Below are 14,720 nucleotides of genomic sequence, written 5' to 3' on the forward strand. Positions count from 1 at the left end.
TCGGTCAGGCCTCCGTTCCGGTGCTCTCAGCCGGAGCGGCGGCGGGGGCCTCGGCCTTGGGGGCCTCGGCGCCGGCAGCCTGCTGCGGCTTGCGACCACGCCGCTCGCCACCGCGGCCACCACGGGCCGGACGGTCGGCGGCGCCACCGCGGGCCGGGCGGTTACCCGCACGGGCGGCAGCGTTCTCGGCGCGGACCTCGGCGATGTTCTTGACGTCGCCCTTGTAGATCCAGACCTTCACACCGATACGGCCGAAGGTCGTCTTGGCCTCGAAGAAGCCGTAGTCCACGTTCGCGCGGAGCGTGTGCAGGGGCACACGGCCCTCGCGGTAGAACTCCGAGCGGGACATCTCGGCGCCGCCGAGGCGGCCACCGCACTGGATCTTGATGCCCTTGGCGCCGGCCTTCATCGCCGACTGCATGCTCTTACGCATGGCGCGGCGGAAGGAGACGCGGGAGGAGAGCTGCTCGGCAACGGCCTGGGCAACCAGCTGAGCGTCGGTCTCGGGGTTCTTGACCTCGAGGATGTTCAGCTGGACCTGCTTGCCCGTGAGCTTCTCGAGGTCGCCGCGGATGCGGTCGGCCTCGGCGCCACGGCGGCCGATGACGATGCCCGGACGCGCGGTGTGGATGTCCACCCGCACACGGTCACGGGTGCGCTCGATCTCAACCTTCGAGATACCGGCGCGCTCCATGCCGGACGTCATCATCCGACGGATGGCGACGTCTTCCTTGACGTAGTCCTTGTACAGCTTGTCGGCGTACCACCGGGACTTGAAGTCCGTGGTGACACCGAGCCGGAACCCATGCGGGTTAACCTTCTGGCCCATTACCGGGTTCCTTCCTTGCTGCTGACGACCACGGTGATGTGGCTGGTCCGCTTGCGGATCCGGTAGGCGCGGCCCTGGGCACGCGGACGGAACCGCTTCAGGGTCGGGCCCTCGTCGACGTACGCCTCGGAGATGAAGAGGCTGTCGGCGTCGGTGTGGTCGTAGTTGTGCGCGGCGTTGGCGATGGCGCTGTCGAGCACCTTGCCGACCGGCACGGAGGCTGCCTGCGGAGCGAATCGCAGAACAGCCTGAGCCTCCGTGGCATCCATGCCACGGATAAGGTCCACCACGCGGCGGGCCTTCATGGGCGTAACGCGGATGTACCGCGCCTGGGCCCTGGCTTCCATGGTTGTCCCTCTCAGTTACTTACGTGTCTGAATGCGATCCGCTACTAGCGGCGCTTCGACTTCCGGTCGTCCTTGACGTGGCCGCGGAAGGTGCGGGTCGGCGAGAACTCGCCGAGCTTGTGGCCGACCATCGACTCGGTGACGAACACCGGGATGTGGGTCTTGCCGTTGTGCACCGCGATCGTGTGGCCGAGCATGGCCGGGACGATCATCGAGCGACGGGACCAGGTCTTGATGACGTTCTTGGTGCCGGCTTCGTTCTGGACATCCACCTTCTTGATCAGGTGGTCGTCGACGAAGGGCCCCTTCTTCAAGCTACGCGGCATCTCAACCCGTCCTTAGCGCTTCTTGTTCGTCTTGCGGCGGCGGACGATGTACTTGTTCGACGCCTTCTTGGGCGAACGAGTACGGCCTTCCTTCTTGCCCCACGGGGACACAGGGTGACGACCACCGGAGGTCCGGCCCTCACCACCACCGTGCGGGTGGTCGACCGGGTTCATCACGACACCACGGACGGTCGGGCGAACGCCCAGCCACCGCTTGCGGCCGGCCTTGCCCCAGTTGATGTTCGACTGCTCGGCGTTGCCGACCTCACCGACGGTGGCGCGGCAGCGCGCGTCCACCATGCGGATCTCGCCGGACGGCATACGGAGGGTCGCCATGGCGCCCTCACGGGCGAGCAGCTGCACCGAGGCACCCGCGGAGCGGGCGAACTTGGCGCCGCCACCGGGACGGAGCTCGATCGCGTGGATCGTGGTACCGACCGGGATGTTGCGGAGGGCCAGGTTGTTGCCCGGCTTGATGTCGGCCCCGGGACCGTTCTCCACGGTGTCGCCCTGCTGCAGGTTGCGCGGGGCGAGGATGTAGCGCTTCTCGCCGTCCGCGTAGTGCAGCAGCGCGATGCGCGCGGTGCGGTTGGGGTCGTACTCGATGTGCGCGACCTTCGCCGGCACGCCGTCCTTGTCGTGACGACGGAAGTCGATCACTCGGTAGGCGCGCTTGTGTCCGCCACCCTGGTGGCGAACGGTCACACGACCGGCGTTGTTACGGCCGCCCTTGCTGTGCAGGGGGCGGACCAGCGACTTCTCCGGCGTGGACCGCGTGACCTCGACGAAGTCGGCGACGCTGGCGCCACGACGGCCCGGCGTAGTCGGCTTGTACTTGCGGATTCCCATTTCTCAGTCCTCGTCCGATATCGGACGATCCGACCCGCTTACGCGGTCGGACCGCCGAAGATGTCGATACGGTCGCCCTCGGCGAGGGTCACGATCGCGCGCTTGGAGCCCGCGCGCTGACCGAAACCGGTCTTGGTGCGCTTGCGCTTGCCCTGGCGGTTGAGGGTGTTGACCCCGGTGACCTTGACCGAGAAGACCGCCTGGACGGCCTGCTTGATCTGGGTCTTGTTGGCGTTCGGGTCGACGATGAACGTGTACTTGTTCTCGTCGAGGAGCGCGTAGCTCTTCTCCGAGACGACCGGCTTGAGCAGCACGTCACGGGGGTCCGTGTACGACTTGCTCAGCGGGGTCTCGACGGTGTTCTTGCCCTCGGCCTCGTGACGGCGCGCCTTGGCGACGCGCGCGGCCTTGGCGGCCTTGGCGGCCTTCGAGGCAATGCTCGGGTGACGGGTAGCCATCAGACCTCGGTCCCTTCGGTGTCGTTGGCCTTCGGGCCGGCGACGAAGGACTCGAGAGCGGCCTGGGTGAAGACCACGTCGTCCGAGACGATCACGTCGTACGTGTTCAGCTGGCCCGGCTCCAGGATGTGGACCTGGGGCAGGTTGCGGGCGGACAGCCACGCGGCCTCGTCGGCGCGGTCGACGACCAGGAGCAGGTTCTTGCGCTCCGAGATCTTGCCGAACAGCGTGCGAGCGGCCTTGGTGCTGGGGGTCTCGCCCTCGATCACGCCGGTGACGACGTGGATGCGGTTATGGCGCGCCCGGTCGGTGAGGGCGTGACGCAGAGCGGCAGCCTTCATCTTCTTGGGGGTGCGCTGCGAGTAGTCACGCGGCTGCGGGCCGTGGACGACGCCACCGCCGGCGAACTGCGGCGCGCGGGTCGAGCCCTGACGGGCGCGGCCGGTGCCCTTCTGGCGGTAAGGCTTCTTGCCACCACCACGGACCTCGCCACGGGTCTTCGTCTTGTGCGTGCCCTGGCGGGCGGCCGCGTTCTGCGCGACGACGACCTGGTGGATCAGCGGGATGCTGACCTTCTCCACGCCGAAGATCTCCGCGGGGAGCTCGACGCTACCGGTCTTCTCGCCGGCAGGCGAAAGGATGTCAACAGTGCTCATCGGTTACCTCAGGCCCCCTTGGCCGCGGTGCGGACCAGGACGAGGCCGCCGTTCGGACCGGGAACCGCGCCCTTGATGAGCAGCAGACCCTTCTCCGCGTCAACGGCGTGGACGGTCAGGTTCTGGGTGGTGACACGCTCGTTGCCCATGCGACCCGCCATGCGGAGGCCCTTGAACACGCGGCCCGGGGTGGCGCAGCCACCGATGGAACCGGGCGAGCGGTGCTTGCGCTGGGTGCCGTGACCGGCGCCGAGGCCCTTGAAGTTGTGACGCTTCATGACACCGGCGAAGCCCTTGCCCTTGCTCTTGCCGGTGACGTCGACCTTCACGCCGGCCTCGAAGACCTCGGCGGTGACTTCCTGACCGAGGGTGTACTCGGAGGCGTCAGCCGTACGGATCTCGACGAGGTGGCGACGGGGGGTGACGTCGGCCTTCGCGAAGTGGCCCTTGAGGGGCTTGTTCACCTTGCGCGGGTCGATCTCGCCGAAGGCGATCTGGACCGACTCGTAGCCGTCGACGTCGTTGGTACGGACCTGGGTGACGACGTTGGGGCCGGCCTTGACGACGGTGACCGGAACAACACGGTTGTTCTCGTCCCACACCTGCGTCATGCCGAGCTTCTCGCCCAGGATGCCCTTGATCTGCTTAGCCATTCTCAGCTCACCGACCCTCAGAGCTTGATCTCGATGTCGACACCGGCCGGGAGGTCGAGTCGCATCAGAGAGTCAACGGTCTTGGGGGTGGGGTCGAGAATGTCGATCAGGCGCTTGTGCGTGCGCATCTCGAAGTGCTCGCGCGAGTCCTTGTACTTGTGCGGCGACTTGATGACGCAGTACACGTTCTTCTCAGTGGGCAGCGGCACCGGGCCCGCGACCGACGCACCAGTGCGGGTCACCGTCTCGACGATCTTCTTCGCCGAGGAGTCGATGACCTCGTGGTCGTAGGCCTTGAGCCGGATGCGGATCTTCTGTCCCGCCATGGCTACTCAGTAGTCCTGTCTCTGTTTAACGCTCTGGAACCCGGCGGTTCCGCCTTCTTCTCCGACCCACGCGGTCGGGCGTGTCGCGCTCCCGCTGACACAGATGCCCCTTGTTCGAACATCCCTGCGGGGAATGCACACGGCCCTTCCGGAACCGCAAGCCAGGGGCGACTGCATCAATCAGCTGACGCGGGCCCACCGGGCGCCTGGCCGGTGCTGCACCACACTTCCCGAAAGATTCCCGTACGTCCGCCCCAGTGCTGCCGTAGTGGCAGTTAGGACGACGAGTACTGTGGGACTCGCTTCCGGTCCTCCCGGCGGGAGGCGCGCAGCATCAACACTCGACCGAGCAACCCCGCTAGTCTGCCATACGGGGCGGGGAGCTGGCCAATCGGGCCGGGGAGCATACCCCCGGGGTGACGCAGGTCAAACCCGGGCCCTCCCCGGCGGCGTTCCCGAGGCCCCCGGCCCCTCCCGGCCGAACCGTAATCCGGTCGCCCGCCACCACCCCACACCCCTACGCTGACCAGGCACGTCGGCTGTCACGGGGGACTTTCAACCATGCGTACGCACTATCCACGGACCCGGCATCTGCCCTGGTCGCCCGGTGCGACCCCCGATGACCTCCGGGTCACCGACCTGTCCGGCCTGCGCGGCCGCGAGGTCGTCGTGACCGAGAAGCTCGACGGCGAGAACACCACTCTGTACGCCGACGGCCTGCACGCCCGTTCGCTGGACTCGGCCCACCACCCCTCCCGCACCTGGGTCAAGGCACTCCAGGCCCGGATCAGCCATGCCGTCCCGGAGGGGTGGCGGGTGTGCGGGGAGAACATGTTCGCCCGGCACTCGATCGCGTACGACGACCTGGAGAGCTATTTCTACGGCTTCTCCGTGTGGGACGGGGAGGGCCGCTGCCTGGACTGGGACCGGACGGTGGTCTTCCTGCGCGGGCTCGGCGTTCCCGTTCCCCGGGTGCTGTGGCGAGGCGTGTTCGACGAGCGGGCGGTGCGCGCTCTGCGGCTGGATCCCGGGCGGCAGGAGGGATACGTCGTCCGGGTCGCGGACGGGTTCGCCGCGCAGGAGTTCGGGGAGCGCGTGGCCAAGTGGGTACGGCCGGGACACGTCCAGACGGACACGCACTGGATGCACACGGCAGTCGTCGAGAACAAGCTCGGGGCCGGGGCGACCCTGTGGGCGGTGCGATCGGGAGCGGCCGTCGACACGCGGGCCCTGGAGGAGGCCGTGGGACTGCCCGGCGAGGGGGACGCCCGGGCCGTCGGCCGCTTCGATCCGGCGGGGCGGTCCGGGGACGACCTGCTGACCGGCGTCCTGGCCGCGCTGCTGCACGGAGTGCGGCGAGGACGGCTGGCGGCGCGGCTCGCCACGGTGGCGGGCCTGCCGCTCGCACGCCGGGTCGCCGACCTCGTGGGACTGCACCCGGCGCTGCACCGGCCGTATCCGGACGAGGACCGGTGGGCCGGTCTGGTACGCCTGTCGTACGCCGCCGACCTGGGCCTGCTGCATGCGGTCGCCCGTGCCACCGCGGACACGCGGGAGGCGCGCGAGCAGGTGGAGTGGTCGGCGCTGCACGCCGAGGACGTGCGCAGCCTAGGGCTGCGGGAGGCGTTCGCCGGGCTGCCGGCCGACGTGGCCGCCCGGTGCCGGGCCGAGGCCCGGGAGGCGTACGCGCTGGGGCGGATCGGCAGTGCCGACGAGGCCGTCGCCGCGACCTGGCGCCGGCGGTCCGGCGCGTTCCCGAAGCTGATCCAGACGGTCGGCCCGGCCGGCAGCGGCAAGAGCACCTTCGCCCGCGGGCTCCCGGGCGTGGACGCATACGTCTCCCTGGACGACCTGCGCGAGGCGCGAGGCGCACGCGCCGACCAGCGGGCCAACGGCGAGGTCCTCCGTGCGGGACTCGACCGGCTGGACCGGGCCCTGGCCGGCGGCGGGACCGTGGTGTGGGACGCCACGTCCCTCAACAAACAGCAGCGCTCGCTGGTACACGGGATCGCCCACCGCCGTGACGCCCTGATCACGCACGCGGTGGTCCTGGTCGACGAGGACGAGCTGGTACGGCGCAACACCCGCCGCGAGCACCCGGTGCCGCCCGACGTGCTCACCGGCCAGCTGCGGCGCTTCGTCCCGCCGTATCCGGGCGACGCTCATCGCACCTGGTACATCGGGGCGGGCGGGACCGTCGAGGAAGAGGTCTGACGCGTGCGTACGAGCGAGGAGATCTATCACCGGGTGCGCTGGGACGCGCGTTTCGACCCGGCCCGCTTCGTCCTAGGCGTCCTCCAGCGCGGCGCCGCACCGAAGCGTGTCCCGCTGCCCGCGTTCGTGCCCGGGGGCGAGATCCCCTGGCACCGGGTGCTGTTCATCGAGGCCGACGGCGAGCTGGTGTGGGACCGGGCCACGGGGGTGGACCGGATCGACGCGACGGAGGCGGGGCGGGTCCGGGAGGCCCGGCTGCTCCGGGCGCCGTTCTTCACGGCCCGTACGCCGTACGCATGGGACGGCGAGGACTGGCGGCCCCCGCCCTCGCGACGCGGGGACACGTCCGGCGGTGTGCGGGTATCCGGGGGTGCGCGGGTATCCGGGGGTGTGCGGGTGCTGACCTGGAACACGCTCTGGGACCGGTACGACGCCGACCGCATCGACAGTGCCCGGCGCAGGCCTCTGCTGTCGCGGGCACTGCGCGACGCGGACGTGGACGTGATCGCGTTGCAGGAGGTCGAGGCGGAACTCCTCGCCCTGCTGCTGGGCGAGGAGTGGGTGCGGGCGGGCTGGACCCTGGGCACGGACCCGCGAGGGCGGGACGTCGACGCGTGCGGTCTGCTGCTCCTGAGCCGCCTGCCCGTCATCGAGGCCGCGCACCACGAGCTGGGCCCGCACAAGGCGGTGACCGCCCTGGTCGTGGAGGCGGGCGGACGGCCCGTGGTCGTCGCGGCGACCCATCTGAGCAGCGACCACTCGGAGAACGGCGCCGACCGGCGCACGGCGGAACTCACCCGCATCGCCGAGGGCCTGGCGGGCGTGGACGCCGAGCTGCTCCTGCTGGGCGACTTCAACGACGGCGGCGGCACACCGCAGCTGACGCTGGGCCTGCGGGACGCGTGGAGCGAGGTGCACGGCGCTGACGACACGACCCCGACCTTCGACCCGGGCGGCAATCCGCTCGCCGCGATCTCGTCGCTGACGGGCCGGGCCTCGCGACTGGACCGGGTGCTGCTGCGCGGGGAGGGGCTGCGGGTACGGAGCGCCGAACTGCGCGGTGACGTGCCGTCGGCGGAGGGCACGTACATCTCCGATCACTACGGCGTCCTGACCGAACTCGCGGTGGGCGCTGCGGAGGCGGACGCCCTGGAGTCCCTTACCGAAGGACCGACGCCCCGTACGGCGCTGGCGTGGCTCCCGCCCGACGAGCTGTGGGCCCCGCTGCAGGAGATCCGCCGGGAACACGACCCGCAGATCCGCCGCTGGCCCCCGCATGTGAACCTGCTCTTCGGATTCGTACCGGAACACGCCTTCGAGCGGGCGGCGGCGGTGCTCGCGACGGCCGCCACCGCTCCCTTCGACGCCCGGCTGGAGGGGGTGCAGTGGTTCGGCCACCGGGACGACGCGACCGTCTGGCTCGACCCCGCGGCCGCGGGCGAGGAGCCCTGGGCCGACCTGCACCGCACACTCCTGCGCCACTTCCCCCGCTGCGGCGGCCGCCGCCCGGGCTTCACCCCGCACCTCAGCCTGGGCCGCACCACCGACCCGAACACCCTGGCCGACGCCTGCGCGGCCCGGCTCGCCCCGATGCCGGTCAGGGTCGGCGAGCTGGCACTGCTCTCGCGGCGCGGGGACGAGCCGATGCGGGTGCGGGCCACGGTGACGCTGGGAACGGGCGAGGTGAGGTGGGCGGAGGAGGCCGCGCAGGGCGGGGTGTACGACTTGGCGCGGGTGGCCGAGGAGACCATCCGCCGCATCGAGGACGCGCTCCCCGACGCCGTCGTACACGTCGTCGGCTCCCGGCGCATGGGCTGCGCGCTGCCCGGGGCGGACCTGGACCTGGTGGCGGCACTGCCCGGCACGGTCGGACTCCCCGCCGTACAGGCGCGGTTGGCTGCCGCTCTCCCCGAGGCGACGGATGTGCGCGAGGTGGTCGGGGCCCGGGTACCCGGTCTGCGGTTGCGGATCGACGGGCTGGACGTGGACCTGGTCGTGGTCACCACGGGTTCGACGGACCCGGCGGAGGCGGTCCCGCGCCGGACCGAGCTGGGCGAGGCGGCCGCGGTCGCGCTCAGCGCGGTGAGCGACGCCGACGCGGTGCTGGCCTCGGTGGGCGGCCACAGGCCTGCCTTCGCCCGGCTGACCACGCAGGTCAAGGCATGGGCGAAGGCCCGGGGCCTGGACTCGGCACCGTTCGGAGGCCTGCCGGGCCTGGCCTGGTCCGTCCTGGCGGCCCGCACCACGGCCGAGGCCGGCGACCTCGCACCGGGCGATCTCCTACGGCACTTCTTCGCGACGTGGGCGGCCTGGGACTGGCGGGAACCGGTGGGCCGGCCAGGCGATCGCCCGCAGCCCCTCCTCCCCTTCCCCCTCACCATCACGACACCCTCCGCCCCCGTACGCCCCTGCACCGACCAGGTGACAGCGGGCATGCGCGACCTTGTCGTCCAAGAGCTGTTCCGCGCCTGGGAGTTGCTGGAAGCAACCACGGACCCCTACCCCCGGGCCGAACTCCTCGCCCCTCCCCCGCTCCACCGCCGCCACGCGGCCTGGGCGGTCCTGGCGGTGGGCGCGGACGCGGACGAGGGCCGGGTGCGGGGCAGGATGCGAGCCCTCGTCACCGACCTCTCGGCGTCGGCCCCCGACTGCCACGCCTGGCCCCGCCCCTTCACCAGGAACCCGGTCCGCTACGCCATCGGCCTGGGCGCCGCCCCACCGACCGCCGGCCAGCTCGCGGCTCTCGCGGAACGCCGACTGCGCGGTCTGACCGGAGTCACGCTGACCCGGACCGAAGGGGGCGGGGTACCGACCCTGCGCTGACGCTCGGCGTCGGCCAGCGCGCTCAGAATCCCCAGGGGTCGGGGTGCGGAGCAGCCGACGGTTCCGGTGACCACAGTAGGCGGGCCTCCAGATCGCCGCCGAGGACCGCGTCGAGCAGATCACGCATCCAGCCGGTCCAGCACACCGCGACGGGAAACTGCGGGACCCGGAACGCCGGCAACTCGGCAGGCACCGCCTCCGGAATGAAGACCATCTTCCTCATCTCCCCGGTGGCCTTCTTTGGCTGGGCCGACCTGCGGGTGTCCACGCAGTCCACGAGAGGCTCCACCACGTACAGGGCGTACTCGTCCGGCTCGGGGCCCGGTGTGCGGACGGGGACCAGCCGCCCGGCCTGCTCCAGCCGCTCCTGCCCGACCCGGTCGACAAGGCCTCGGCTCAGGATCGGGGCACCTGGATAGTCGGAGGCGAAGTCGGCCTTGCGCGCCTTGGGGTCACCGGTCCACTCGGCCTCGAACGAGTCCGGCAGAACGACCTTCGATCCCTGGAATTGCCAGCGCTTGAGATCGATCAGCGAATCGCCCAGGCGCAGCGTCCTCAGGTTCCCCGTACCGGCCAGGAGGCGGTACACGGCGGAGGGGGCCGAGGGGGCCGGTGCGGAGATCGGGTCAGGGGTCATGGAGTCATCCTTATGCCGTCCAGTAGGCGGTACTCGGCACGGCGTGCGTAACACCGGCGAGCTCGCCCTCGATCTGCTTTCCGACGCTCCGCAGTTCCCGGCGCAGAACGGTACGGATGGCCCGGTCCCCGTATCCGCGTGCGACACGGTCGGCCACCACGTTGTGGAGATGGGCGTCGAGACGGCCCAGGAACCGGTCGGTGTGGGTGAAGTTGTGCGGCCGGGGGTGGCCGAGGGCGATGCCGTTGGCCGCGTCGTTGACGTCGACCTTGTACTTCGACAGGAGGGCCCGCATCCGAGGGCCGCCCGAGCGGTTGAAGCCCGAGGGGACGATGTGGGCCGCCGCCTGGCCCGGGTTGACGAGCCGCCCTTCCTTGACCATGTTCTCCCGCAGGAGTTGGGAGCACGATTTCAGTCCCAGGTAGTCCGCCCAGGTCAACGGGTTGACCACGTACCCGTGCGGCCGTGGGCCGGCCTCCGTGCCCAGCGGGTCCGGGCTGATGTACGCCCCGGCGGCCGGGTCGTAGTGCCTGAAGTAGTTGTAGTGAAGGCCTGTCTCGGGGTCCTCGTACTGGCCGGGGAACCGCAAGGGGGTGCCGGTCCCCGCTGCGGCTTCGGTACGCGTGAGCCCCCAGAGTGTGGCCTGTGCCTGCCAGACGGTTTCCCCGTCGTGGTCCACCAGCTCGGTCGGGGTGCCGACCACATCCGTGACGATGGCATAGAAACGCCGGTCGACCTCGTCCTGCGAAAGCGGGTCCGGCCTGCGGCGTTCTGACTGGGTCAGGGGCGTCATGTCGTCGCGCTCCCAGGTGAGCGTCGTCTCGTCGTCCGGCGTCCGGGTGGTCTGTTCCACCAGGTGCGGGCCGTCCCACACGAAGCGGGTCTCCTCGACGGGGGTCTCCCCGTCCGGTCCCAGCCGGAGTTTCGCGACCCGTCTGCCGAGCGCGTCGTAGTGGTAGCGCCAGCGGGTGCCGTCCGGTGTGGTGCAGGAGACGAGTCGGTCCTCGGCGTCCCAGCCGTAACGCCACACGTCGGGCTTTCGGGACAGCCGGGTCCTGCGCCGCAGGACGACTCTGCCCGCGGCGTCGTACTCGTAGCGGAGGGCACCTGCCTGGACGACACGCCCGCCGGTGTGAACCCGGTCGCCACGGGCCTCCGGTTCGGGCTGCGTGTCCGGCCAGTCGGCGCGTGTGATGCCGCCGACCGCGTCGTAAGCGTACGCCTCGGTCCAGGTCTCGGCCCGGACCGAGGTGACCCGGCCCATCGGATCCAGACCGAAGGACCTCCGGCCGAGGATCCGGTCCTGCACAGCGGTGAGGTTGCCGTCGGCCGCGTATGCGTAGGACCGGTGCAGCGCCGGCTCGGCGGATCCGGGGCGCGTCAGGCTCTGCTCAGCGAGACGGTCACCCGTGTCCCAGACGGAGGAGAGCACGCAGTCGCTGTCGAGCCGACGCGTGATCTCGCGGCCCGTGGCGTCGTATGCACAGGTCAGGACATGGCCCTCGGTGCTCAGGGCGATCCGGTTGCCTGCCGGGTCGTAGGAGTACGTCGTCACGACGCCGGCCGGTGTGGTGCGCTGCACGGGACGATGGAGAACGTCGTACGCCGTGGTGAGTTCACGTCCGTCCACGGCCTCGCCGACGATGTTGCCCGCGTGGTCGTAGCGCAGGGTGAGGCTGCTGACCGGTCCGGTGGCGCTGGTGAGCCGCCCGGCGCCGTCGTGCCGGTAGACGGTGGCCAGGCCGTCCACCGTCTTCTCGGTCTGGTTGCCCACCGAGTCGTAGCCGAACCGGACGGTCTGGCCCATGGCGTTGGTGCGACCGACGAGTTGTCCCGCCGCGTCGTACGCGTAGCCGACGGTACGGCCGTCGAAGTCGGACTCGCTCAGGAGGTTGCCGGCCGCGTCGAAGGTGTAGTCCCAGGTGCGGCCGTCGGGGTTGATGACCTGGGTGAGGCGCAGTTCGCTGTCGTAGCGGAAGGCATAGCGTGAACCGTCCGGCGTGATGCGCGCGGAGAGCATGTCGAACCCGCCGTACTCGAACCGGGTGGTCCGGCCCAGTGCGTCACTGTGGGCGGTGCGGTTGCCCTCCGCGTCGTGGCTCCAGGTCTCGCGGGCCCCGTCCGGGGTGGTCCGTGAGGTGAGACGGCCTTCGACGGTCCAGGTCTGGCGGGACGTCCTGCCCAGCGGGTCGACGATCTCCGTGTTGTGTCCGAGGGCGTCGTAGCGCAGCAGGGTCCGGGCACCCAACGGATCGGTCACGCGAACGGGTTGGCCTGCCGCGTTGTTCTCGAACCGGGTCACCGCTCCCAGGGCGTCCGTGATCGAGGCCACGGCCCCCGTCCGGTCGTGTGTGAAGCGGGTGGTCCCTCCGCCGGCTTCCGTCAGGGACAGGCAGTTGCCCCGTGCATCCCACTCCTGGTGGATCGCCGTGCCGTCGTAGTCCGTGATCTCGACGGGGCGACCCAGGTCGTCGTACCGGGCTGTGGACGCGCGTCCGTCGGGCAGCCGGACGGCGACGAGACGTCCGGCGTGGTCCCAGTCCATGGTCATGGTGCGTCCCAGAGCGTCCGTGCGGGACAGCATCTGGTCGCGATCGTTCCACTCGTGGCGGACGGTGTGGCCGAGCGGGTTGGTCTCGGCGATCATCTGATAGACGTCGTTGAACTGGTACCGCGTGACGTTTCCGAGCGAGTCGACGGCGATCGTCCGGTGCGACTCCTCGTCGTACTCGAAGGCGTAGTCGAGGATTCCGTCGATGCCACGTACGGACACACACCGCCCGGCGGAGTCGTACGCGTACCGGTACCACGCGCCGTTGCGGTCCTCCCAGCCCGTGACCCTGTGGTCGGCGTCGTAGGCGAGCTTCAGAGGAAGCCCGCCCGAGTCATGGGCCTCGACGAGGTCCCCGTTCCGGTCGTAACCGTAACGGGCGAGGCTCGGCCGGTCGGGGTGGTCGGCGAACGTCAGGTCGGTGATCCGTCCCTCCTCGCAGGTCACGTCGATGCGGTAGCCACCGTGATGGACGATCTCGGTAGGCAGCCCGTCCGCGTACCGCAGCGTGATCGTGTTGTCGTTGCGGTCACTGATCACGGACAGCGGCACCTCGTCGGCGGCTGTGCCGGGCTGCGACCGGAAGGTGAGGGTACGGCCGCTCTCACGCTGCTCCAGCGTGAACGCGCCGTCGGCCGCCTCGTCCACGCTCAGTGGCCAGTGCGGCCCCGCGACCGGAAGGACGGGGACGCCGAGATCGGGCATCGGATAGTGCAGAACCATGCCGTCGGCGCAGACGAGGCGTACGCCGGCGGAGTCGAGCAGCAGGCGTTGGTCGAGCGTGCTGGTCCAGGTGGAGCCGAAGAGCCTGCCGGTCGCCACACCCGTGCGATGGCTGCGCTCCAGGAGCAGCGGCAGGGCCCCGTCGAGGGAGACATCGGTCTCGTGCATGACCATCTGCCCCGTGGCCATGTCGATCGGGTCACCGCAGGTGAAGAGCTTCTTCATCGGCCGGCTGAGCCCACGGACGTTCCTGCCGAGCCCCTTCACTCCCAGCGCCATGCCCTTGAGCCCGGTCTTCCCGAAAGTCCGCAGCCCCTTGGCGAGTTTGCCGAGGCTGGTGATCCCCTTGCCGCCGGGTATGCAGTCCATGGCGGCGAACGCCACGTCCCATAGCGAGGCTTGGCCTTTGGAGTATTTGTAGAGGGTGTCCGCGAGGACGACGAGCGCGGCGACGAGAACGATCGCGCCGAGGATCGGCCCACCGATGATCATCGCGATGATCCCGACGACCGTCACGACGACCTTGCAGACGGTGACGATGGTGTCCCAGTTGTCCTCGAACCAGTGACCGACGTCCTGCCACCAGTGCCGGTTCGGGATCCCTGCGTCGGAGGCCTCGTCGATCTTCCGCTTCGCCTCGCCCGCCGCGTCGTCACGCATCCTGCGCGCGTCCTCGGCCATCTTCTTCGCCGCGTCCAGCGCGCTCTGGGCGGTCGTGACGTCTGACTGGGCCTTGGTGTGTGCCGACTTGGCGCTCTGCACATCCCGGGTGGCGGCCCGCACCTTGGCCGCGTCCGGCTTGTCCGCGTTCGACTTGCTGCCGGTGGGATCGTCCTTGTACTTGTCGGATTCTTTCGTCGCCCGGGTCACCCAGGAATCGGCCGAGGAAAGACGGGACTTGGCGGAGGAGAGATCGGACTGGGCGTCCTTCGCCTTGGCGAGCGCCTTGTCGGCGAGAGCCTGCGCCCGCTCAAGCTTCGGCCAGTAGTCCGCGAGCGCGTCGCCGCACATCTCGTACGACTTCTTCAGCTTCTTCAGGTTCTTTGGAACGTCCTTGAACTGCTCCTTGAACACCTCAGCCGACTTGCCCGCCCACTCCAGGAGCGTGTCCTCACCGGCCATGCCCTTGACCAGACGCAGAGCGTCGGAGACGTCGTCGGCAAAGGTGTGCAGCTGGGTGGCGAGGGTGCGGACGCGCTGCGGATCGCCGGGGGTCGGGTCCCTGTCGAGGTCGAGTGGATGCCAGTCCGCCGGTCGATAACCCGCCATGTCCCGCAACCCCCGTCGCGTACGCCCCGTCAACAACCCTGTGCACACGCGAACTTACA

The 14,720-nt window shown here is 70.1% G+C and carries 12 protein-coding genes; 2 read left to right on the plus strand and 10 right to left on the minus strand.

What is annotated here, in order from left to right; translation table 11 throughout:
- Positions 1 to 4 precede the first annotated feature (4 nt).
- From rpsC to rpsJ, 8 genes are read right to left on the minus strand one after another with little or no spacing between them, the layout of a single operon-like run.
- Positions 5 to 829: a 30S ribosomal protein S3 gene (gene rpsC, locus EDD90_RS22745; protein WP_123974797.1), complete on the minus strand. Its 825-nt coding sequence runs from the start codon at positions 827 to 829 to the stop codon at positions 5 to 7.
- Positions 829 to 1,176: a 50S ribosomal protein L22 gene (gene rplV / locus EDD90_RS22750; protein WP_003974262.1), complete on the minus strand. Its 348-nt coding sequence runs from the start codon at positions 1,174 to 1,176 to the stop codon at positions 829 to 831. Before rplV ends, rpsC begins: the two co-directional genes overlap by 1 nt.
- A gap of 44 nt (positions 1,177 to 1,220) precedes the next feature.
- The gene (gene rpsS, locus EDD90_RS22755) at positions 1,221 to 1,502 is read right to left on the minus strand and encodes a 30S ribosomal protein S19 (RefSeq protein WP_003948639.1); all 282 of its coding nucleotides are present in this window, start codon (positions 1,500 to 1,502) and stop codon (positions 1,221 to 1,223) included.
- 12 nt (positions 1,503 to 1,514) lie between these two features.
- Complete coding sequence (gene rplB, locus EDD90_RS22760) at positions 1,515 to 2,351, minus strand: 50S ribosomal protein L2 (protein ID WP_041665436.1); 837 nt, start codon at positions 2,349 to 2,351, stop codon at positions 1,515 to 1,517.
- A 38-nt stretch (positions 2,352 to 2,389) separates the two neighbouring features.
- On the minus strand, positions 2,390 to 2,809 hold the full coding sequence (gene rplW / locus EDD90_RS22765) for a 50S ribosomal protein L23 (protein ID WP_123974798.1): 420 nt from the start codon (positions 2,807 to 2,809) through the stop codon (positions 2,390 to 2,392).
- Entirely contained in the window at positions 2,809 to 3,465 is a 657-nt protein-coding gene (gene rplD, locus EDD90_RS22770) for a 50S ribosomal protein L4 (protein ID WP_123974799.1), read from the minus strand. Before rplD ends, rplW begins: the two co-directional genes overlap by 1 nt.
- Before the next feature lie 8 nt (positions 3,466 to 3,473).
- A complete protein-coding gene (rplC, locus tag EDD90_RS22775) occupies positions 3,474 to 4,118 on the minus strand; it encodes a 50S ribosomal protein L3 (RefSeq protein ID WP_062706771.1) in 645 nt (214 codons plus the stop codon).
- Positions 4,119 to 4,135: 17 nt separating this feature from the next.
- Positions 4,136 to 4,444 (minus strand): 30S ribosomal protein S10, encoded by a 309-nt coding sequence (gene rpsJ / locus EDD90_RS22780; RefSeq protein ID WP_003948644.1) that lies wholly within the window; start codon positions 4,442 to 4,444, stop codon positions 4,136 to 4,138.
- Positions 4,445 to 5,005: 561 nt separating this feature from the next.
- Between rpsJ and EDD90_RS22785 the strand changes: the two genes are divergently transcribed.
- Together EDD90_RS22785 and EDD90_RS22790 are read left to right on the plus strand one after the other, a co-directional pair.
- Positions 5,006 to 6,658: an RNA ligase family protein gene (locus tag EDD90_RS22785; protein ID WP_123974800.1), complete on the plus strand. Its 1,653-nt coding sequence runs from the start codon at positions 5,006 to 5,008 to the stop codon at positions 6,656 to 6,658.
- A gap of 3 nt (positions 6,659 to 6,661) precedes the next feature.
- Positions 6,662 to 9,481, plus strand: a complete 2,820-nt coding sequence (locus EDD90_RS22790; RefSeq protein ID WP_123974801.1) for a poly(A) polymerase — start codon at positions 6,662 to 6,664, stop codon at positions 9,479 to 9,481.
- Positions 9,482 to 9,503: 22 nt separating this feature from the next.
- Here EDD90_RS22790 and EDD90_RS22795 read toward each other — a convergent pair whose 3' ends face one another.
- Positions 9,504 to 10,118: a hypothetical protein gene (locus EDD90_RS22795; RefSeq protein ID WP_123974802.1), complete on the minus strand. Its 615-nt coding sequence runs from the start codon at positions 10,116 to 10,118 to the stop codon at positions 9,504 to 9,506.
- A 10-nt stretch (positions 10,119 to 10,128) separates the two neighbouring features.
- The gene (locus tag EDD90_RS22800; RefSeq protein ID WP_123974803.1) at positions 10,129 to 14,661 is read right to left on the minus strand and encodes a DUF6531 domain-containing protein; all 4,533 of its coding nucleotides are present in this window, start codon (positions 14,659 to 14,661) and stop codon (positions 10,129 to 10,131) included.
- Positions 14,662 to 14,720 lie beyond the last annotated feature (59 nt).

Source organism: Streptomyces sp. Ag109_O5-1 (assembly GCF_003814875.1).
In the GTDB taxonomy this organism is placed as follows: domain Bacteria; phylum Actinomycetota; class Actinomycetes; order Streptomycetales; family Streptomycetaceae; genus Streptomyces; species Streptomyces sasae.

Coding starts and splice junctions, on each gene's coding strand:
- EDD90_RS22795 (WP_123974802.1), bottom strand. CDS start 10,118: ATGACCCCTGACCCGATCTCCGCACCGGCCCCCTCGGCCCCCTCCGCC.
- rplB (WP_041665436.1), bottom strand. CDS start 2,351: ATGGGAATCCGCAAGTACAAGCCGACTACGCCGGGCCGTCGTGGCGCC.
- rplD (WP_123974799.1), bottom strand. CDS start 3,465: ATGAGCACTGTTGACATCCTTTCGCCTGCCGGCGAGAAGACCGGTAGC.
- EDD90_RS22785 (WP_123974800.1), top strand. CDS start 5,006: ATGCGTACGCACTATCCACGGACCCGGCATCTGCCCTGGTCGCCCGGT.
- rpsC (WP_123974797.1), bottom strand. CDS start 829: ATGGGCCAGAAGGTTAACCCGCATGGGTTCCGGCTCGGTGTCACCACG.
- rplC (WP_062706771.1), bottom strand. CDS start 4,118: ATGGCTAAGCAGATCAAGGGCATCCTGGGCGAGAAGCTCGGCATGACG.
- EDD90_RS22800 (WP_123974803.1), bottom strand. CDS start 14,661: ATGGCGGGTTATCGACCGGCGGACTGGCATCCACTCGACCTCGACAGG.
- rplW (WP_123974798.1), bottom strand. CDS start 2,809: ATGGCTACCCGTCACCCGAGCATTGCCTCGAAGGCCGCCAAGGCCGCC.
- rpsS (WP_003948639.1), bottom strand. CDS start 1,502: ATGCCGCGTAGCTTGAAGAAGGGGCCCTTCGTCGACGACCACCTGATC.
- rpsJ (WP_003948644.1), bottom strand. CDS start 4,444: ATGGCGGGACAGAAGATCCGCATCCGGCTCAAGGCCTACGACCACGAG.
- rplV (WP_003974262.1), bottom strand. CDS start 1,176: ATGGAAGCCAGGGCCCAGGCGCGGTACATCCGCGTTACGCCCATGAAG.